The following is an 18,169-nucleotide window of genomic DNA, read 5'->3' on the forward strand; positions in this document are numbered from 1 at the left end:
CTTGGTGGGCTGCAAGCGCCCTTAGTTGTCTTTGCCCCTGATAAGTTGACGCAGTGCGCCATGCAGCATTTGCACATCTGCCCGTGTCAAAGGCATACGGCTCCAGAGGTTACGCAGATTTGTTTTCATATTCGCTGCCTTTTCAGGCGGGAAGAAAAAGCCGCGTTCATCCAGCCGCTCTTCCAAATGAGTAGCCCATGCCTCAATGTCTCCTCCTGTCGCAGGGTCCCCTCCGCGGGCTATTTCCATGCGCTCATGGCTGATCTCTCCTTGAGCGCGACGCCACTCATAGGCAGTGAGCAGCACACATTGCGCTAGGTTTAGCGAAGGAAAATCAGGATTGACCGGCACAGTGATCAAAGCATTCGCTCGCGCGACATCCTCGTTTTCTAGCCCTGCCCGCTCTGGCCCAAAGAGCACAGCGACTTTCTCCCCAGCGGCCAGCTTCTCTGCGGCGAGCGCCATCGCTCTCTCAGGGCTCATCACAGGCTTTGTGAGCCCCCGAATGCGTGCTGTTGTGGCAAAGACATAGGTGGTGTCTTCGAGCGCCTCGGCCAGAGTATCACTCACCTGCGCCTCGTCGAGCAAACGGCCCGCTCCAGACGCCATAACAACTGCTTTTTCATTCGGCCAGCCATCGCGCGGTCCAACAACACGCATACGATCCAATCCGAAGTTCCACATCGCACGAGCAGCTGCGCCGATGTTTTCGCCCATCTGGGGACGTACAAGAACAAACAGAGGCTGCTTACCTTCGCTGGGCATAAAGAGAGTTCCTTTCGCGGTTTGCGCCGTTCTAGAAGAAAGCGTGCCCCGCGCCAAGCCAACAAACCCTGACACCCGCAAAGCCCCTTGGCCACACGAAAAAATCGCGCTAGAAGAGCGAACGCCAAATCAGGAGGCCAATATGGCACAAGACGAAACGCCACAGATCTATTTGATCACACCTCCTGATTTTGAGTTGAGCCGTTTTCCAACACAGCTTGCCTCGGTGCTCGACACCCATGAGATCGCTTGCGTCCGCCTTGCGCTCGCAAGCCATGATGAAGACACGCTCTGCCGCGCAGCTGATGCGTTGCGCGAAGTTACGATGGCGCGCGATGTCGCCTTGGTGATTGAGCGCCATATCCTGCTTGTTGAACGTCTTGGCCTTGATGGTGTGCATCTTACTGATGGGAGCCGTTCTGTTGCGAAAGCACGCAAAGCTTTGGGGCAAGATGCAATTGTCGGCAGCTTCTGCTCTGGATCGCGCCATGATGGCATGGCCGCAGGCGAAGCAGGCGCAGATTACATCAGCTTTGGACCGATTGGCGACACCTCTTTGGATGATGGCACGCAGGCGGAATTTGATCTCTTTGACTGGTGGTCACAAGTGATCGAAGTGCCTGTCGTGGCTGAGGGTGGTCTTGATGCTGAGTTGATCGCTAAGTTTGCGCCTGTGACAGACTTCTTCGGCTTGGGGAATGAACTCTGGTCAACAGATGATCCTGTTGCGACTCTGGCGCGTCTTCACGCAGTCATGAGCTAGCTCTCATGCGTGGCCTAGCGCCGCGCATCATAAACCTCTGCCACCTCAGCAAATTCTATCGGCATACCTTTGCGGACAGCTGCTTCGGCCGCTTTTGCGAGTGCCTTGCGGTCATCAAAATCAGCAACGCGCAAAGGCGTGTGGTATTTTACCGTCACGCGCCCTCCACGACCAGCGGAGAGCGTTTTCAAAAGATGCGAGCCAAAGTCCATATCTCCCCACCAGCCATAAAACCTTGCCGTCTCGCCAAAGGGGGCCTCATAAACAACTGTCACGGGCTGAACAAACAAACGATCGCGTAAAGGCTTCGCAAAAAAAGCCTGAAACAAAGTCGGCTTAAAAGGCAAAATGCGAAGGCCGTCTGTCGATGTCCCTTCTGGGAAGAACAAAAGCTTATGTCCCGCCAACAACCGCGCTTCAAATATTTCCTGCTGAAGCTTGGCCTCGCGTGGATCGCGTTTGATAAAAACGGTTCCCGTCGCCCGCGCCAGCCAACCAATTCCTGGCCAACGCGCCACTTCAGACTTTGACACAAAGTAAACGCGCTTGCGGGCATTCAGAGTAAATATATCAAGCCAGCTGCTGTGGTTCGCCACAACTGCTCCCGCGTCTTTCATTTGCGATCCTTCTGCACGGTGCTCCACACCAAGAATTACAAATGCGCCACGGCACACAACCTGCGTTATATATGGCGTCCAAGGCCTGTTTAGTCCAAACAAGGGCCGTTCAAAAAGCCGCAGAGCAAGCAATAGCACAAGCCCGCCAAACACTAATAGTGCAAGAAGAACAGCCCGCACACCAACGCGTAGCCAGCCCAAAGGGCTAATCGACTTTTCCTCGGCGGGACTATCTGACTCCCAAGTCATTGGCGGCCCTTATAAATTGAGCGGCTCCGTGCGGGCATAGCTTCAGTATCCAAAATCAGGCAGACGTCTGTTGTGTTGAAGTCTCGATCAATAAACGCCCCCTCGCCTACCACGCCCCCAAGGCGCAAATAGGCTTTAATCAAAGCGGGCACTTCGAGCATTGCGGTTCGACGATCAATCTCTGTTTCGGGTATCAAGTTCATTGCCTGAAAAGATGTTTCCAGAGCCCTGACACGCAGCGCATCTGCCGCAAGATGACGGTGATGCAAAAGAGACAGCGGTGCACTGAGTTTGCCGATGTCGGTGCCGTGAAAACTCGCCACTCCAAACATAAGCTCGATCTGATGATCTTGAGCAAACTCTGCAAGCGCATTCCACAAATGAAACATCGCAGCACCGCCACGGTACTCGGGATCAAGACAAGAGCGGCCCAGCTCAAGCAACTTGCGCCCAGAGTCCTTGAGCTTTCTGAGGTCATATTCACTTTCAGAGTAAAACTGCCCTGCCCGAGCAGCGCCATCTTGGTCCATAAAGCGATACACCCCAACGACATGATCAGGCGCTTTGGCTTGGCGAGCTTCATCTATCAAAATCAAATGGTGACTGACAGTATCAAACCTGTCTCGTTCAAAGCGCATGTGGTGATCCACAAGAGCCCCATCACTGCCCAGCTCTTCTACAAAAACACGATATCTCAGGCGCTGCGCACCCAATAGGTCGGCCTCACTTTGGGCAAGTCTGATTGTAAATCGCGGCTCGCTCATGGCCCCTCATTCGCGCTAGCGGGTCTTGTGCTCTTCTAGGGGCGTGCCCGCTTGGGTGCAAGAAGAGTCATTTTTACGCGAAAGGTTAACCTTTCGGTAATCTCTATTCGTCATCTAAGACCCACACCAGTTCGACACGTGTTCCGTCAATCACAACCTTGCCCGCTTCGGGAAAGTTAACGGTGGCTCTGCCACCAATGTTGGATTGCACCTGCCCAATGCCCCAATCGGGCATTAGCGGGTGGCGCACTCGCATACCAGGTGCCAGGATAGCGTTTAAGTCGATCATGAAGAGACGCTACAGGAAGGACACTATATGGCACAAGACCCGCTTTCACTGGCAAAACTGATCGCCTCACGCATTTGTCACGACTTGATAAGCCCTGTGGGCGCGATTGCCAATGGCATGGAGCTTGTGGCCCTTACTGGTGCCGATATTACGCCTGAGTTCGAACTCATCTCTGACTCTGTTGCAGGCGCAAATGCTCGCATCAAATTTTATCGCATCGCACTGGGCATGTCATCTGCTGACCAAAAACTAGGTCGTTCCGAAATCGGTGCCATTCTGCGCGCATTTTATAACGGCACACGCCTCACCTGCGCTTGGGAAGTTCAAGACGACTGCCGCCGCACAGAGGTTCAGGCTGCTTTTCTCGCACTCCTTTGTGTAGCAAGCGCACTGCCAACGGGAGGACAACTCACCGTTGAGCATGATAGTGGCACTTGGAATATCTTCGCTCAGGCCAACTTGGTACGCGCAGATGAAGCGCTATGGGCTTCTCTCACAAGCGGTATTACCCCTGAAGCCTTAGAGCCAGCAGATGTCCAATTTGCCATGCTTCCAGAATGCGCCAGCACACTAGAGCGCCGTGTCCGTTTTGAAATTGCCGACAACAGTCTACTGATTAGCTTCTAACCACGCACGGTTCCGTCACCATCAACAAGGTATTTAAAGCTCGTCAGCTGCGCCGCCCCGACAGGCCCGCGAGCGTGCATTTTTCCTGTTGCGATGCCGATTTCTGCGCCCATGCCAAACTCGCCGCCGTCGGCAAACTGGGTTGAGGCGTTGCGCATCAAGATCGCACTATCAAGCCGCTGAAAGAAACGCTCCGCTGCGCCATCATCTTCTGTCAGGATACAATCTGTGTGGTTTGAGCCAAACTCACGGATATGTGCAATCGCCTCATCAAGGCTTCCAACAGTCTTCGCCGCAATGATCATATCAAGGTATTCACAACCCCAGTCAGATGAGCTTGCAGGCGTAACCCCCTCAATTGTCGAAATTTCTTCATCTCCACGCACTTCAACACCCGCGTCAAGAAGCGCTTTTATAACGCCTTGGCCGATCGTGCTCATCACATCCTTATGGATAAGCAAACACTCAGCTGCGCCACAAATCCCTGTGCGTCGTGTTTTCGCATTCAAAATTACATTCAGCGCCTTCATGGGGTCCGCTTCTGCATCCACGTAAATATGCACGATCCCCTCAAGATGTGCAAAAACGGGCACCCGCGCTTCACGTTGCACAAGGCCAACAAGCCCCTTGCCACCCCGCGGGACAATCACATCGATATAGTCCGTCATCGTCAGCATTTCGCTTACAGCCGCGCGCTCACGTGTCGGCACAAGCTGGATACTTTCTTCAGGCAGACCCGCCGCTTTCAGACCTGCAACGAGACAGCCATGCAAAGCGCTTGAGGAATGGAAACCCTCTGATCCACCGCGCAAAATCACAGCATTGCCTGCCTTAAGGCACAGAGCGCCAGCGTCTGCCGTTACATTTGGACGGCTCTCGTAAATTACACCGATCACACCGAGAGGCGTTCTCACACGACGAATATGAAGCCCTGACGGCCGGTCCCATTCTTCAAGGATCTCGCCCACAGGATCGGTCTGCCCCGCAACGGCTTTCAGCCCCTCCACAATGCTCCCCACGCGCGCTTCATCCAGCATCAAGCGGTCCATCATAGCTGGGCTCAAGCCCTTTTCAGCACCATACGCCATATCTTTGGCATTCGCCGCGATGATCTCTTCACGCTGCGCCCAAACCGCTGCCGCCGCCGCTAAAAGTGCATCCCGTTTTTGATCTGAGCTAGCAAACGCCAGTTCTGCCGCTGCGGCACGCGCCTTTTGGCCCATCTGTTGCATCATTTCGGGAATATGTGTCATCGGATTGTAGCCTTTCAGATGGTCAGTGCCATATCGTCTCTGTGAATGAGGGCCGCTCGCCCAATATAACCAAGAATAGCCTCAATCTCGTCGCTCTGATGGCCCTTGATCGCACGCGCTTCCTCGCCAGTATAACGGGCAAGCCCATGCCCAAGCACTGCGCCACTCGCGTCGCAAATTTCTACAGGCTCTCCACGTCCGAAGCTCCCGCTCACATCTGTCACACCCGCCGGCAAAAGGCTCTTGCCTTGCGCAAGCGCTTTCGCGGCACCCGCATCAAGCAGAATACGACCTTGAGGCTTCATTGAAGCAATCCAGCGTTTACGCGCGGCCTGCGGATCGCCTTCGGCTGCAAAGAGCGTATGGGCAGCGCCCTCTTCAATTGAATTCAACGGCTGCAATGGCGAGCCTAAGGCAATAATCATCTCACAGCCTGCGCCTGTCGCCGTCTTGGCCGCCATGAGCTTGGTCTTCATTCCGCCTTTGCTCAAACCTGTTCCCGCATCCCCTGCCATCGCTTCAATTTCGGGAGTGATCTTTTCAACACGATCAAAGCGCGTCGCCGAAGGGTCCAGTGCAGGGCTTGCCGTATAAAGCCCGTCGATATCACTCAAGAGGACTAAAAGGTCCGCGCCGACCGTGACAGCCACCTGCGCAGCCAAACGGTCGTTGTCACCATATCGTATTTCATCGGTTGCGACGGTGTCGTTCTCGTTCACAATCGGTACAACACCAAGACTCAAGAGCTGCTCAAGTGTGGCGCGGGAGTTCAGGTAGCGGCGCCGATCAGCACTGTCTTCCAGCGTCACCAGAACTTGACCTGTAATGATTCCATGTGGCTGCAAAACTTCTTCATAAGCGCGCGCAAGGCGAATCTGGCCAACAGCCGCTGCCGCCTGTGACTGCTCCAAAGCAAGCTCCGCAGGTGGCAAACCAAGCACCCCGCGCCCCAATGCTATTGAACCAGACGACACCAGAACAACATCTTGCCCCCGTGCCTTCATCCGAGCAACATCTTCTGCGAGGCTCACAAGCCAGTCCGCTTTTAGCCCGCCAGCTGCAGGGTCAACCAATAGGGCCGAACCAATCTTAACAACAATGCGCCGTGCTTTGCTTAGGGCTGCCATGGCTCCGCCTCCATGCCGAGCGCTGCCTCCGCGGCTCGCATCTCGATGATTTTGGCACGCAACGCCCGCAGGACATCGGTCACGCCTTCACCCGTCACACCGGACATCAACATAATCGATGTGCCTGTCGCAGCCTCAACTTCATCCTTGAGAAATTCCCGCTCCTCAGCGTCCAGAGCGTCAATCTTGTTGAGCACTGTAACACGGGCCTTGTTTGCAAGCTCGCCGCCATAGGCTTCCAGTTCTCCAATAATCGTCTTGTAGTCGCCAACGGGGTCGCCAGAGGTCCCGTCAATCAAATGCAACAGTACAGCACAGCGTTCGACATGACCTAAAAAGCGCACACCAAGACCAACGCCTTCATGTGCCCCTTCGATGAGGCCGGGAATGTCCGCAATAACAAACTCAGCACCATCGACTCCAACAACGCCAAGGTTTGGGTGAAGCGTGGTAAAGGGGTAGTCAGCAATTTTGGGTCGCGCGTTAGATGTCGCTGCCAAAAAGGTGCTCTTGCCTGCGTTCGGCAGCCCAAGAAGCCCAGCATCAGCAATTAGCTTTAGGCGTAGCCAGATCGTACGCTCAACACCCTCTTGGCCAGAGTTTGCCCGGCGTGGCGCTTGGTTTGTGGACGATTTGAAGTGAAGGTTGCCAAATCCACCGTTGCCGCCTTTGGCGATTCGCAACCGCTGCCCGAGTTCTGTCAGGTCGGCGATTACGGTCTCGCCGTCTTCTTCAAGAATTTCGGTCCCAACAGGTACACGCAAAATAACGTCGTCCCCGTCCTTGCCTGTCCGCTGGCTGCCCATCCCGGACTGACCATTGTTGGCAAAGAAATGCTGCTGATAGCGAAAATCGATCAGCGTATTGAGGCCGTCAACCACTTCGACCCAGACATCGCCACCGCGACCACCGTCGCCACCGTCAGGGCCACCATATTCAATAAACTTCTCGCGTCGGAAGCTAATACAGCCGCCGCCACCCGAGCCGGAGCGAATATAGACCTTTGCAAGATCAAGAAATTTCATATCGTCTCCTTAACGCCCGCTATTGGGCGGCTCAACTGAGTTTGCAGATGTATGTCCATGTCGCCACATTGCTGTTGCGCGCAACACAAAAAGTTTCTGCATCGCCAATATACTCAAACCCTTGGTTTGTCAGTACACGGGCTGATGCAGGATTGTCTTGGAAAACGCAGGCAAAGATCGTCTCGCAACCTTGCGGGTTGGCCTCAATCAGAGCTTCAACAGCCCCCGATGCAATACCTGTGTTCCAAAATGCAGGTGCCACCCAATAGCCGATCTCAGATTGGTTTCGATCCATCCGCGACAGGCTCACAATTCCCGTAAGGCTGGGGCCACCATCTTTGCTGGCGTCAATCGCCCAGATATCTTCAAGCCGATCTGCGCTCTGGGCCCGCTTGATAAATGCCTCAGTATGACCTGGCGGCAACGGATGCGCGATACGGCTTGTATTATGCGCCACACGTTCGTCGCCAGCATAAAGATCGATCATGGCCTGATCAGAAGCCACAAGTGGCCTCAAATCAAATTTATCTTTGTTGATAATGTCTTGCGTGACACTTCTAACATGTATCATACGCTCTCCCCTTTAAAACAACACGAGTAAAACAGAAGCCACAGTCAAAGCTGCAAGGCTCCACATAAGGTATTTTTCTTCTGGCCTCCCCGCCAGAAGTGTTGCGATCCGATCCCCTGCATAGGCCCAGATAGGATGCAACACGAGTTGCAAACCAAGTAGGCAAACAGCGATCGTCAGCGTGGCTTCAAGGCTCGCCGTGCCCGCAGCTGTAAAACTGGTAAACCCGGTTGTGATCATCGCCCATGCCTTTGGATTAAGAGGATGCACCCAGAGGCCAGCCAAGAAACCAGGCGCTGTGCCCTTAGATACGCCCGTGCTGAGCCGCATGTTTGCGACTTTCCAAGCCAGCCAACAAATGTAGGCGACGCTGGCCCACTTAAGCGCTTCAAAAACCCAAGGTGCCGTCTTAGCAAGCTCCATCAGGCCAAAGCCAATCGGCCAAATGATGAGCTGTTTGCCGAGAGCCACACCTGCCACGAAAGGCAAAGCCGCGCGAAAGCCAAAGCGCGCGCCCGTGGCCATAAGCGCCATATTGGCCGGCCCAGGTGTGCCCACCTGAGACGCCCCAAAGACGAGAAATGCTGCCACAGAAACGCTCATTCTTGAGCTCCCAAATACGAAAAAGGGACCGGTTCTTCACCGATCCCTTGTTTGTCTTAAAACCTTAAGGTCCGGTTACTCAGCGGCCTCCGCCACCGGGAGAACCGAAATAAAGGTGCGGCCTTTGAGACCTTTGTGGAACTTCACGTTGCCATTTGCAGTGGCGAAGATCGTGTGATCTTTACCCATGCCAACGCCTGCGCCCGGCCAAAACTTTGTGCCGCGCTGACGTACGATAATGTTACCACCGATGACGACTTCGCCACCGTATTTTTTGACGCCAAGACGGCGACCCGCTGAGTCGCGACCGTTACGGGATGAACCGCCAGCTTTTTTATGTGCCATATCGTTTCTCTCCTACTGCGCTTACTTCGACAGATCAGCAGCTTGTGCAACCCACTCGGGTTTCACTTTCACTGCGTCAAAGCTGTCTACGTCTACTTTTGCGAGGTCTGCAAAAGTGTTGATGCCGGCTGCTACGAGCTTCTTCGCTGCGGCTGGGCCAACACCTGTGATTTGTGTCAGATCGTCACCGGCAGCGGCTGGAGCTGCGGCGGCTTTAGGAGCAGCGGCTTTCTTAGCAGCTGGCTTCTTCTCGTCAGCTGTTTTCGCTGCAAAGCCAGACACTGAACCTGTGCCAATTGCGGCTTTCACACCAGTCTTATCGCCACCACTCGCAAGAATGTCAGTGATACGCAGAAGCGTGAGCTTCTGACGGTGCCCGACGGTACGCTTTGATGAGTGCTTACGACGGCGCTTAACGAAGTTAATCACCTTCTTGCCTTTGATTTGGTCGATCACTTCGGCCTGAACGGCTGCGCCGTCGACCATAGGAGCACCAACAACAGGTGCATCACCACCAAGCATCAGAATTTCGTTGAACTGGATTGTTTCACCAGCATCGGCTGCAAGTCTTTCAACGCGGAGCACATCGCCCGATTGAACTTTATATTGCTTGCCGCCTGTTTTCAGGACCGCGAACATGGGTCTTTCCTTTTCATCATCCGCATTCTGTGGCCCCTGCGTTTGCAGTGTTTTAGCAGGGAATTTCGCCCCGCCGCCTCGAACAGCGCGTTCCTCTTGGGAACGTCATTAATAATAAATCCGGAGCGGTTTCCCCCTCCGGCTGCGCGCTTATCGTGAATACGCAGCTCCAAGTCAAGCGTGTTCGCTAAAGAAACTTGCCTTATACGTTGGCTATCTACCAAATATTTGGCTCTAGAGGTCTTCTCCAAACATCTGGACGGACACCGCCAAGCCAATGGCATAGCTCAGGTCCTCAGAAAGCGCGCCATAGCCCTCAAAAATTGCAGTGTTCAGCGCTGCGCCCTCATCAGTTTTAGAAAACGCTATGTAGGCCGCCAGATCCCCCTCAGGTAAATCGCCAAGTGCAGCACAGAGATAAGCCGAAATCCAAGCCTCCAGCGAGACGCGGATTTCGGGCATCCGCGCCTGAACCTCAGCCAGCACATCCCCCTCCTGCATCTCAAAGACACCGCCCTCAATCAATCCGCGGTAAAACGCCAAATCCGAATTCAGAGTTCCCGCCACATTGCGCTCCAAAAGATCATTCACCTGCGCAAACTCAAGCAACGCTTCGGCGCGTTCTGCGGGCTCCAAGCAAGCTGCCTCTGCAGTTTCCTGCGCCCCCTCAAGCAACAAATATTTGCGCCCTGCCAGTTCAGCTTCAACAATACGTTGGCCACGCTCGGACTGATAAAATGTGAGCAGCTCGGTAATATTTACGCCTGCAAAGCTTCCCTCCATCGCCGACCGGACACGCAGCTGCATCATTGAAGGGTCATACAATCGCTTCAGGATATCGCGCCATGCGGCACCGCCAGCATCAGGCAGCATCGCCTCACCAACCGTATGCCCATAGTCGAGAAACTCTTCACGCAATACCTCGATCAGAGCATCTGATCCCAGCGTCTCAAGCAAATCATCAACAGGGTCCGCCTGTGCGGTCAGCGCCCAGACAGATAAAAGAGCTGCGCCAAAAAGTTTCACAGTTCTTGGCCAGGGCTCAACTCGGCCATTCGCAAAGCAAGCTTCTCATAACGGTTTGCCATCAGCGCATATTGCACCCCGTTCATCAACTCATAAACCTTTTGCATCACTGGATCTTCGAGGGCTTCTGCATAAGCCTCAACATCTGCATCGCTAAAGCCCTCATAGATCCGCGCAGCGCTCGCAAGGGCCGAGGCTTCTATTTCAACAGCCATCTCCGCCGCCTGTTCTTCCATCAAGCCGCGCAGTGTGGCTTCGTCAATCCTGTTGATCACACCCGCATCTGACGCCGCCAGCAAGAAGCGAATTTGCACTTCTTGTGCTGCTTGCGTGCCAATGTTTTCGGGATCAATCGCGTGGTTCATCCGCTTGAGAAGCGCAAGACGCGCGCTGCCCTCTGCGACCATATCAGCTACAAGCGCCTCTCCGCGTGCATAGTCATCAGCACCATCTTCTGCAGAATGAGCTGCGTTCTCGACCTCAACCAAACGCATCCCTAAATCAGACGCATAGAAGCCAGCGGCATGTGCAAGCATTTCGTCACTCAATGCCTGTGCCAACAGCTGCTTAGCATCTTTACGAATGAGGGCTGGCTCAAACACCTGATCGGCCAGAGCTGTCCATTGCAAACCGAAGTCTTGCGCCTCCATGCCCAGAATTTGGGGCGCGTTCGTAGCGCCGACACGCATACTTTCCAGCGCAACATCAAAGCCTGTAACTTCAAGAAAGGCTTCCAAGCGCGCTGAATTTGCCTCAGCTTTTGCGCCAGACTGAACTGAAATTAGAGCCACAGCACAGAGCGCCCCTATAGCTAAGACCGAGAGCTTGGAGAAAAAAACACGCGTCATGGCATACCTTTCGGGTGATCCGCTTGCTGATAACCTAGTCAAATGCAGCGCTGGTTCAATGGCAAACCCCGCTGCCTTTGTGTCAAATGGCAATTCGGCGCCTATCGGGCACAGGCCACCCTCAAAGCAACATCAAGCAAAACATTCGCCCCAGCGGCTGCGTGTTCAGGGCTCGTGTACTCGGCTTCATTGTGGCTCAGCCCGTCTCTGCAAGGAACAAAAACGAGCGCGCTGGGGACAGCCCGCGCCATATGAAAAGCATCATGACCCGCCCCCGAGATCACATCTTGCACGGGAAGCCCTCGCCCAGTCGCGCTCTGGCGCACTGCCTCTGTGAGAGCATGGTCAAACAAGACCACAGGCGAATGCCAGATTTCTTCTAAACTGATCGCTATCTTGCGCTCCGCAGCTTGAAGATCATCAAGACCCGCCTGAAACGCCGCGTCCATTTCCTTAAGCCGCGTTTCAAGCGGGTGCCGCAAATCAACCGTTAGATCAATTCGTCCGGGCATCACATTTATGGAGCCTGGCCGCGCAGTTAACACGCCGATCGTCGAACGTGCGGCCTCGTCTTGCAGGCCGACCTGATACACAAGATCAATCACACGTGCCAAAGCCGGCATAGGGTCTCGTCGTTGTGCCATAGGGACAGGACCAGCGTGGGTTTCTTGGCCCTGCAGGCTGAGTTCATACCAGCGGATCGCTTGTCCACCCTTTACCGCGCCAATCACAGTGCCAGAATCCTCCAGCACAGGCCCCTGCTCAATATGCAGCTCAAGATACTGGCCGATCGCCCGGGCCCCCGGCACAAGCCCCTGTGAGTAGCCAAAGCGATCAAGCTCCGCCCCCACGCTCAGCCCTTTGTCATCTAGAGTGCTGCGCACCATCTCAAGCGAATGTACTCCACAATGCACACCAGAGCCCATCATTGCAGGCTGAAAGCGCGAGCCCTCCTCATTGGTCCACACCACGATATCAACAGGCATGTCTGTCTCGATTTCGTTGTCATCCAGCGTCTCAAGCACTTCCAGCGCCGCCAATACACCCAAGATTCCGTCAAAGCGCCCGCCTCGAGGCTGGGTATCCAAATGTGATCCAATCGCCAGAGGCTGGGTGTTGTTGTTCCCCCCCGCACGCCGAACAAAGATATTACCGACCTGATCGTACTGGACGTCATACCCACGTTCAGCGCACCAGCCCAAGAACAGCTGACGACCCGCCTCATCTTCATCCGTCAAAGTCAGCCTATGCGAGCCACCCCCGGGAGTTGCACCAATCTCCGCCATTGCCATCAGGCGCCGCCAAAGCCGTTCTGAATTGATAGATACGTCGCCCATTCCCATCACGGCCCTCTTGTTCATCTATAATGCCATGGCGCATTTGCTTTGATGCGCCTGTTCCCTAAACTGCTTGGGCCGCCGCAACGGCGCGTTGCCAGCGCTCATATTTCTGTGCCCGCTGCGCCGCGCTCATCTGAGGCATAAAGCTGCGATCCAGCTGCCACATCCGTGCAAATCCTGCCCGATCTGGGTACAGCCCCGCCGCATGGCCCGCGAGCCAAGCCGCACCAAGCGCTGTCGTTTCAAGAATGCTGGGCCGATCGACTTGGGCCCCCGTGATGTCGGTCAAAAACTGCATTGTCCAGTCAGAGGCACACATCCCGCCGTCCACTCTCAGAGCGGCCTCAGCGTTGTCACCCCAATCCGCCTGCATGGCCTCCAGCAAGTCTCGCGTTTGATACCCAACAGATTCCAGAGCGGCACGGGCCATCTCCGCAGGCCCAGTCGCCCGTGTCAGCCCAAAAGCCGCACCGCGACAGTCGGGGTTCCAATACGGCGCACCAAGCCCAGTAAAAGCGGGCACAATGATAACGTCCTGAGCACAATCCGCAGATTCCGCCAAGGCCTGCGTATCAGCCGCCGTGGCGATAACGCCAAGCCCATCGCGCAACCACTGCACAACGGCTCCGGCCACAAAAATTGACCCTTCGAGCGCATAGGTGACCTCACCCTCAAGCTGATAGGCGACCGTTGTCAGGAGTTTGTGCTCAGATGCGACCGCGTCTCGCCCTGTGTTCAAAAGCGCAAAACAGCCTGTGCCATAGGTCGCTTTCATCATCCCTGCACTGAAACAGCCCTGCCCAATCGTAGCCGCCTGCTGATCGCCGGCGATTCCCAAGATCGGTACAGTTGCACCCAATACATCAGTCGTCCCAAATAGCGCTGAACAGTCCTTTACTTCAGGCAAAAGGCTCATCGGGACACCCAGAAGCGCGCAAATCTCTTCGTTCCACTCCCCAGCATGAATGTCATAGAGCAAGGTGCGCGATGCATTGGTTGCATCTGTCGCATGGACACGCCCCCCCGTGAGGTTCCAAACGAGCCAGCTATCGACAGTGCCAAACGCCAATTCCCCTGCCTCAGCCCGCGCACGCGCGCCCTCCACGCTGTCCAAGAGCCAAGCCAATTTTGTTCCACTGAAATAAGGATCCAGCAAAAGTCCCGTCTTGGCGCGGATAAGGGCTTCATGCCCCGCCTCTTTCAGCGCTGCACAGGCATCGCTTGTCCGACGATCTTGCCAGACAATCGCATTATAGAGCGGCTCTCCTGTCGCACGGTCCCAAAGCAATGTTGTCTCGCGCTGGTTGGTGATCCCGATTCCTGCAAGAGCCTGTGCTGAAATGCCAGCAGCCCGCAAAGCGCCCTCACACGAACGCAAAACAGTTTGCCACAAATCCTCTGGCGCGTGCTCGACCCAGCCTGAGCGTGGGAAATGCTGCGCAAACTCTTCCTGCGCACTTCCTTGAGGACGCATATCTGCATCAAACACAATCGCGCGCGAACTTGTCGTGCCTTGATCAATCGCCAGAATATAACTCATGCCTTCCCCCCTCAGTGCAAAGCCTAGCGCGCAGCCAGATATGCCTCAAGCGCCGCAACACCTTCAGCAGGCATGTGGAGCCCAAGCTTGCTGCGCCGCCAGAGAATATCCTCGGCATTCTGCGCAAACTCGCGCGCGACCAACCACTCTACTTCTGCCGTACTAAGCCCTGCGCCCAAATCCTCGACTGCCTTACAATCTCCAAGCATATCAAAGACATCCAGACCATAACTCCTGACCAGTCGGCGCACGGTTCGCGCCTCCAGAAACGGATATTTCACGGCAGCCTGCTCTTCCAAAGCGTGTTTATCGGCAAGCTCAAAATTCCCCCCGGGCAGCGCGACCCCCTTTGTCCAAGCGCGGCTTGCAGGCACAAGCAAATCTACCGCAGCTTCTGACAGTTTACGATAGGTGGTTATTTTTCCGCCAAAAACCGTCAAAAGCGCAGCATCTGCTCTTTCAAGCCGCAGCTCATAATCGCGAGTTGCAGCAGAGGCGCTGGCCTGACCATCGTCCTGCAAAGGTCTCACTCCTGAGTAAGACCAAACAATATCGGCAGTTGTGATCTCGGTGCGTAAATATCCGTTCACAAAATCAATCAGGTAGGTCTGTTCCCGCGCGCTTACCTCTGGCTTTTCATCAGCGGCACCATGCTCTGCATCTGTAGTCCCAATGAGCGTGAAATCATCTTCATAAGGAATAAGAAAACAGATCCGACCATCTTCACCTTGCAAAAAATAGCATTTGTCATGGTCATAGAGCTTCGGCACGACAATATGGGAGCCACGCACCAGCCTGATCTGCCCACGCATATCCGTGCTGACATGGGACAGGGCCTGCGCCACCCATGGTCCCGCAGCATTGACCAACGCGCGCGAAAGATACTGCTCTTGTGTACCGTTCCGCGCAACTGTGATCCGCCAGAGCCCGCCGATACGCTCCGCATTCACGAACGTGGCACGGGTCAAAATGCTCGCCCCCCGCTCCGCAGCATCCCGCGCATTCAGGCTCACAAGCCGCGCATCATCAACCCAAACATCCGAATATTCAAAGGCGCGCTCAAAGCGCGCGTCAAGCACAGCGCCTTCAACGGCACCAACAAGCTTTAGAGCCTGCGTTGCAGCCAAAACCTTACGCCCGCCCATATGATCGTAAAAAAATAATCCAAGGCGGATCAACCAGCTTGGACGCCGCCCCTTCATCCAAGGCATCAGCCCAGCCAAAAGTCTTGATGCAGGCGTTTCCGCGTCAAAGCGCATGTCTTTGCTGAGCGGCAGAACAAAGCGCATCGGCCAGCTGATATGCGGCATCATACCCAGCAACACTTCCCGCTCTCTTAAAGCTTCTTTCACGAGGCGGAATTCAAAATATTCTAGATATCTCAGCCCACCATGAAAAAGCTTCGTCGAGGCTGAGGAGGTACCGGACGCCAGATCGCCCTGCTCTACAAGCGTAACACTCAGCCCGCGCCCAGCCGCGTCGCGGGCAATCCCGCATCCGTTCACACCGCCACCAATGATAAAGATATCGCTAATTGTCTCTGACATGTCGCCCACCCTTTGAACACTGTTATGAGCGCGCACTCACCAAATGAAAACCAGCTGAAAAGCTCACGTAACATCCCCTAAAGGCAAAACATCACAAAAAAACAAAAGTTAGGGACCATTTTCGCCCCATTTTAGCGACATGTTAAGCGCTATCGGCTTGGGTGTGGGCATCTAGCTGTGAGGGCTCTGCCTATGACCTGCGTTCCAAAACCTGCGCGCCACGCGCGGCTCTTTGAGCTGATCCGCCAGCATAATCTGGCGCAAGCAGCAGCCCCAGCTTCAACCCAAGAAGCGCAAGGGCTGAATGACGTGCAAGGCTTCATCGCCTCCGCACGGCAAAGCCTTTATGCCTCTAGATGAGCTTTAGCCCCTAAAGCCAGTTGCAATAACGAATTTTTCAGAGCTGTCCGAACGAGAGCTGGGTGGCTTCACGTTCACCACTTTGGTAAACTTCTGCTTCAATAGCTTCTGCAACTCGCCTTCCGCGCCCCCAGCCAGAACCTTGGCAACAAAGGTTCCACCATCCTCAAGCACATCAAACGCAAAGTAAGCAGCTGCTTCGCAAAGCGAGATAATACGCAAGTGGTCGGTTTGTTTGTGCCCTGAGCTCGACGCCGCCATATCCGACATCACCACATCGGCCTTACCGCCAAGCCATTCCTTAACCTGATCGTCCGCACCGTCGTCCATAAAATCAAGTTGGTGTATTTCACAGCCTACAATTGGTTCAACCACCTGCAAATCGACGCCCAAAAGCGTGCCGATAGGCCCCGGCTTCTCGCCAATCGCATTCACGCGTGGCACTGCCACTTGCAGCCAACCACCTGGCGCACACCCAAGGTCAACGACCCGCGCACCAGGAGCAAGAAAACCAAACTTATCATCTAGCTCCATGATTTTAAACGCTGCGCGCCCGCGGTAGCCCTCGGCTTGCGCGCGTTTTACGTAAGGGTCATTCAATTGCCTCTGGAGCCAACGCGTGGAAGAACTGCGTCGCCCGCGCGCCGTCTTGACTTTGACTTTCAGCTCACGCTGTCCGCGCCCCGAAGTATTTTTTCCGTCTGGTTTTTTTGCCATGTTTTCGCTCTAGCCTAAAAAGGCCCATCCTCCAAGACACCATCCGCACTCATCTGCGCATATAGCAGTCCTTCGCGCAGGCCGCGGTCGGCCACACTAAGCCGATCCGTCGGCCAGCAGCGCAGCAATGCCTGCAAAATAGCGCTCCCCGACATAATTAACGCCTGACGGTCCTGCCCGATCCGCGGGTCAAGCCTGCGCCCCTCTGGTCCAAGCGCAAGGTAGTCGCGAATGACCGTATCAATTTCCTCAGAGTTCATCCGCAACCCGTCCACTTTCGTGCGGTCGTAGCGCTTGAGGCCCAGATGGCTCGCCGCCACGGTTGTTACAGTGCCCGATGTCCCCACAATCTGAAAGCGTTCGCGCTGCTGCACATCTTGATAAGGCGTGAAATCAGCAAGATTCTCTTCAAAAAACCAGCTCATCAAAGCGAAGCGCGCGGCATCGTCCTCAACATCTTCAAACTGATCCTTAAGCGTGGCCACGCCCAATGGCACAGAAATCCAATCGACAACCTTGGCCACAGGCTCATTCCCGACTTGATGGCTAAAGCCTCGGTGCATGCGCATAATCGCCTTGGCGCGCTGTTTTTTGGGCACGTCAGACAGATCAATCCAGACCAGCTCGGTCGAACCGCCACCAATATCAACGACAAGCAACTGCTCGGTCTTCGGGCTCACAAGAGGTGCACAAGAAATCACCGCGAGCCGTGCTTCCTCTTCCGCAGGAATGATATCTAGCACCAGTCCCGTTTCGCGTTTGATTTTGGCAAGAAACTCGGCAGAATTCTGAGCGCGGCGGCAGGCCTCTGTCGCCACAAGGCGCATCTTTCGCACCTTATGACGTTTCAATTTCTGCTGACAGGTTTTCAACGCCTGAATCGTGCGCTGCATAGAGCTACGCGACAGCTTCCCCGTGCTCTCAAGGCCAAGCCCGAGTTGCACAGATTTAGAATAGCTGTCCACCACATGAAACTGGCTGCCCGACGGTCGGGCAATCAGCATACGGCAACTGTTCGTGCCCAGATCCAGCGCCGCATACAGCGGGCCAGAATCGAGCGGTTTCGGCGCGGGGCTCTCAACCGTTTTCAAGGGAGCGCCCGCACCTTTGGGACGCTTGGGCGTCATTGTTACGCCCTCCATTTCGTGTTGGCT

At 55.0% G+C, this 18,169-nt stretch carries 21 protein-coding genes; 3 read left to right on the forward strand and 18 right to left on the reverse strand.

Going from position 1 to position 18,169, the window contains the following annotated elements; translation table 11 throughout:
• Positions 1 to 21 precede the first annotated feature (21 nt).
• On the reverse strand, positions 22 to 765 hold the full coding sequence (locus DSM117340_RS07460; protein ID WP_089890943.1) for an RNA methyltransferase: 744 nt from the start codon (positions 763 to 765) through the stop codon (positions 22 to 24).
• Between the two features lie 142 nt (positions 766 to 907).
• Here DSM117340_RS07460 and DSM117340_RS07465 point away from each other — a divergent pair, with 142 nt between their 5' ends.
• On the forward strand, positions 908 to 1,528 hold the full coding sequence (locus DSM117340_RS07465) for a thiamine phosphate synthase (protein WP_089891662.1): 621 nt from the start codon (positions 908 to 910) through the stop codon (positions 1,526 to 1,528).
• Positions 1,529 to 1,542: 14 nt separating this feature from the next.
• On the opposite strand, the gene DSM117340_RS07470 is transcribed toward DSM117340_RS07465, so the two are convergent.
• The 3 genes from DSM117340_RS07470 to DSM117340_RS07480 form a co-directional block, all read right to left on the reverse strand.
• On the reverse strand, positions 1,543 to 2,394 hold the full coding sequence (locus tag DSM117340_RS07470; protein ID WP_089890940.1) for a lysophospholipid acyltransferase family protein: 852 nt from the start codon (positions 2,392 to 2,394) through the stop codon (positions 1,543 to 1,545).
• Complete coding sequence (locus DSM117340_RS07475; RefSeq protein WP_089890937.1) at positions 2,391 to 3,158, reverse strand: GNAT family N-acyltransferase; 768 nt, start codon at positions 3,156 to 3,158, stop codon at positions 2,391 to 2,393. The genes DSM117340_RS07470 and DSM117340_RS07475 overlap by 4 nt, the downstream gene beginning before the upstream one ends.
• A gap of 103 nt (positions 3,159 to 3,261) precedes the next feature.
• Positions 3,262 to 3,447, reverse strand: a complete 186-nt coding sequence (locus tag DSM117340_RS07480; RefSeq protein ID WP_089890929.1) for a DUF3553 domain-containing protein — start codon at positions 3,445 to 3,447, stop codon at positions 3,262 to 3,264.
• Positions 3,448 to 3,474: 27 nt separating this feature from the next.
• Here DSM117340_RS07480 and DSM117340_RS07485 point away from each other — a divergent pair, with 27 nt between their 5' ends.
• Entirely contained in the window at positions 3,475 to 4,074 is a 600-nt protein-coding gene (locus DSM117340_RS07485) for a histidine phosphotransferase family protein (RefSeq protein WP_089890926.1), read from the forward strand.
• Here the strand turns inward: DSM117340_RS07485 and DSM117340_RS07490 are convergent.
• The 12 genes from DSM117340_RS07490 to glpD all read right to left on the reverse strand — a co-directional run bounded on the left by DSM117340_RS07490 (position 4,071) and on the right by glpD (position 15,938).
• Positions 4,071 to 5,327 (reverse strand): glutamate-5-semialdehyde dehydrogenase, encoded by a 1,257-nt coding sequence (locus tag DSM117340_RS07490; protein WP_089890922.1) that lies wholly within the window; start codon positions 5,325 to 5,327, stop codon positions 4,071 to 4,073. The genes DSM117340_RS07485 and DSM117340_RS07490 overlap by 4 nt on opposite strands.
• Before the next feature lie 14 nt (positions 5,328 to 5,341).
• The gene (gene proB / locus DSM117340_RS07495) at positions 5,342 to 6,454 is read right to left on the reverse strand and encodes a glutamate 5-kinase (protein ID WP_089890920.1); all 1,113 of its coding nucleotides are present in this window, start codon (positions 6,452 to 6,454) and stop codon (positions 5,342 to 5,344) included.
• On the reverse strand, positions 6,442 to 7,479 hold the full coding sequence (gene obgE, locus DSM117340_RS07500) for a GTPase ObgE (RefSeq protein ID WP_089890917.1): 1,038 nt from the start codon (positions 7,477 to 7,479) through the stop codon (positions 6,442 to 6,444). The genes proB and obgE overlap by 13 nt, the downstream gene beginning before the upstream one ends.
• 31 nt (positions 7,480 to 7,510) lie before the next feature.
• On the reverse strand, positions 7,511 to 8,050 hold the full coding sequence (locus DSM117340_RS07505) for a GNAT family N-acetyltransferase (protein ID WP_089890914.1): 540 nt from the start codon (positions 8,048 to 8,050) through the stop codon (positions 7,511 to 7,513).
• Positions 8,051 to 8,062: 12 nt separating this feature from the next.
• On the reverse strand, positions 8,063 to 8,653 hold the full coding sequence (locus DSM117340_RS07510; RefSeq protein WP_089890912.1) for a LysE family translocator: 591 nt from the start codon (positions 8,651 to 8,653) through the stop codon (positions 8,063 to 8,065).
• 75 nt (positions 8,654 to 8,728) lie between these two features.
• Positions 8,729 to 8,998, reverse strand: coding sequence for a 50S ribosomal protein L27 (rpmA, locus tag DSM117340_RS07515; protein WP_089890909.1), 270 nt, complete (start codon positions 8,996 to 8,998; stop codon positions 8,729 to 8,731).
• Positions 8,999 to 9,019: 21 nt separating this feature from the next.
• Positions 9,020 to 9,637 carry a 50S ribosomal protein L21 gene (locus tag DSM117340_RS07520; RefSeq protein ID WP_089890906.1) on the reverse strand — a complete coding sequence of 206 codons (618 nt, stop codon included), beginning with the start codon at positions 9,635 to 9,637 and terminating at the stop codon, positions 9,020 to 9,022.
• A gap of 234 nt (positions 9,638 to 9,871) precedes the next feature.
• Entirely contained in the window at positions 9,872 to 10,663 is a 792-nt protein-coding gene (locus DSM117340_RS07525; protein WP_089890903.1) for a hypothetical protein, read from the reverse strand.
• On the reverse strand, positions 10,660 to 11,511 hold the full coding sequence (locus DSM117340_RS07530; RefSeq protein ID WP_271437035.1) for a DUF2059 domain-containing protein: 852 nt from the start codon (positions 11,509 to 11,511) through the stop codon (positions 10,660 to 10,662). Before DSM117340_RS07530 ends, DSM117340_RS07525 begins: the two co-directional genes overlap by 4 nt.
• 101 nt (positions 11,512 to 11,612) lie before the next feature.
• Complete coding sequence (locus DSM117340_RS07535) at positions 11,613 to 12,872, reverse strand: Zn-dependent hydrolase (protein ID WP_218140878.1); 1,260 nt, start codon at positions 12,870 to 12,872, stop codon at positions 11,613 to 11,615.
• A gap of 40 nt (positions 12,873 to 12,912) precedes the next feature.
• Positions 12,913 to 14,391, reverse strand: a complete 1,479-nt coding sequence (gene glpK / locus DSM117340_RS07540) for a glycerol kinase GlpK (protein WP_089890896.1) — start codon at positions 14,389 to 14,391, stop codon at positions 12,913 to 12,915.
• Between the two features lie 23 nt (positions 14,392 to 14,414).
• Positions 14,415 to 15,938, reverse strand: coding sequence for a glycerol-3-phosphate dehydrogenase (gene glpD / locus DSM117340_RS07545; protein WP_089890894.1), 1,524 nt, complete (start codon positions 15,936 to 15,938; stop codon positions 14,415 to 14,417).
• Between the two features lie 192 nt (positions 15,939 to 16,130).
• Here glpD and DSM117340_RS07550 point away from each other — a divergent pair, with 192 nt between their 5' ends.
• Positions 16,131 to 16,298 carry a hypothetical protein gene (locus DSM117340_RS07550; protein WP_177170664.1) on the forward strand — a complete coding sequence of 56 codons (168 nt, stop codon included), beginning with the start codon at positions 16,131 to 16,133 and terminating at the stop codon, positions 16,296 to 16,298.
• Positions 16,299 to 16,301: 3 nt separating this feature from the next.
• Here DSM117340_RS07550 and DSM117340_RS07555 read toward each other — a convergent pair whose 3' ends face one another.
• The gene (locus DSM117340_RS07555) at positions 16,302 to 17,015 is read right to left on the reverse strand and encodes an RlmE family RNA methyltransferase (protein WP_089890891.1); all 714 of its coding nucleotides are present in this window, start codon (positions 17,013 to 17,015) and stop codon (positions 16,302 to 16,304) included.
• Between the two features lie 14 nt (positions 17,016 to 17,029).
• On the reverse strand, positions 17,030 to 18,142 hold the full coding sequence (locus tag DSM117340_RS07560; RefSeq protein WP_089890888.1) for a Ppx/GppA phosphatase family protein: 1,113 nt from the start codon (positions 18,140 to 18,142) through the stop codon (positions 17,030 to 17,032).
• Positions 18,143 to 18,169 lie beyond the last annotated feature (27 nt).

It is taken from the genome of Lentibacter algarum (genome assembly GCF_040580765.1).
Taxonomy (GTDB): Bacteria; Pseudomonadota; Alphaproteobacteria; order Rhodobacterales; family Rhodobacteraceae; genus Lentibacter; species Lentibacter algarum.

Bases quoted from the DNA above. Each gene is read 5' to 3' on its own strand.
- DSM117340_RS07460 (WP_089890943.1), bottom strand. From the start codon at position 765: ATGCCCAGCGAAGGTAAGCAGCCTCTGTTTGTTCTTGTACGTCCCCAG.
- DSM117340_RS07475 (WP_089890937.1), bottom strand. From the start codon at position 3,158: ATGAGCGAGCCGCGATTTACAATCAGACTTGCCCAAAGTGAGGCCGAC.
- DSM117340_RS07555 (WP_089890891.1), bottom strand. From the start codon at position 17,015: ATGGCAAAAAAACCAGACGGAAAAAATACTTCGGGGCGCGGACAGCGT.
- DSM117340_RS07490 (WP_089890922.1), bottom strand. From the start codon at position 5,327: ATGACACATATTCCCGAAATGATGCAACAGATGGGCCAAAAGGCGCGT.
- glpD (WP_089890894.1), bottom strand. From the start codon at position 15,938: ATGTCAGAGACAATTAGCGATATCTTTATCATTGGTGGCGGTGTGAAC.
- DSM117340_RS07560 (WP_089890888.1), bottom strand. From the start codon at position 18,142: ATGACGCCCAAGCGTCCCAAAGGTGCGGGCGCTCCCTTGAAAACGGTT.
- DSM117340_RS07510 (WP_089890912.1), bottom strand. From the start codon at position 8,653: ATGAGCGTTTCTGTGGCAGCATTTCTCGTCTTTGGGGCGTCTCAGGTG.
- DSM117340_RS07520 (WP_089890906.1), bottom strand. From the start codon at position 9,637: ATGTTCGCGGTCCTGAAAACAGGCGGCAAGCAATATAAAGTTCAATCG.
- DSM117340_RS07530 (WP_271437035.1), bottom strand. From the start codon at position 11,511: ATGACGCGTGTTTTTTTCTCCAAGCTCTCGGTCTTAGCTATAGGGGCG.
- DSM117340_RS07470 (WP_089890940.1), bottom strand. From the start codon at position 2,394: ATGACTTGGGAGTCAGATAGTCCCGCCGAGGAAAAGTCGATTAGCCCT.
- DSM117340_RS07485 (WP_089890926.1), top strand. From the start codon at position 3,475: ATGGCACAAGACCCGCTTTCACTGGCAAAACTGATCGCCTCACGCATT.
- glpK (WP_089890896.1), bottom strand. From the start codon at position 14,391: ATGAGTTATATTCTGGCGATTGATCAAGGCACGACAAGTTCGCGCGCG.
- DSM117340_RS07550 (WP_177170664.1), top strand. From the start codon at position 16,131: ATGACCTGCGTTCCAAAACCTGCGCGCCACGCGCGGCTCTTTGAGCTG.
- rpmA (WP_089890909.1), bottom strand. From the start codon at position 8,998: ATGGCACATAAAAAAGCTGGCGGTTCATCCCGTAACGGTCGCGACTCA.
- proB (WP_089890920.1), bottom strand. From the start codon at position 6,454: ATGGCAGCCCTAAGCAAAGCACGGCGCATTGTTGTTAAGATTGGTTCG.
- DSM117340_RS07465 (WP_089891662.1), top strand. From the start codon at position 908: ATGGCACAAGACGAAACGCCACAGATCTATTTGATCACACCTCCTGAT.
- DSM117340_RS07535 (WP_218140878.1), bottom strand. From the start codon at position 12,872: ATGAACAAGAGGGCCGTGATGGGAATGGGCGACGTATCTATCAATTCA.
- obgE (WP_089890917.1), bottom strand. From the start codon at position 7,479: ATGAAATTTCTTGATCTTGCAAAGGTCTATATTCGCTCCGGCTCGGGT.
- DSM117340_RS07480 (WP_089890929.1), bottom strand. From the start codon at position 3,447: ATGATCGACTTAAACGCTATCCTGGCACCTGGTATGCGAGTGCGCCAC.
- DSM117340_RS07505 (WP_089890914.1), bottom strand. From the start codon at position 8,050: ATGATACATGTTAGAAGTGTCACGCAAGACATTATCAACAAAGATAAA.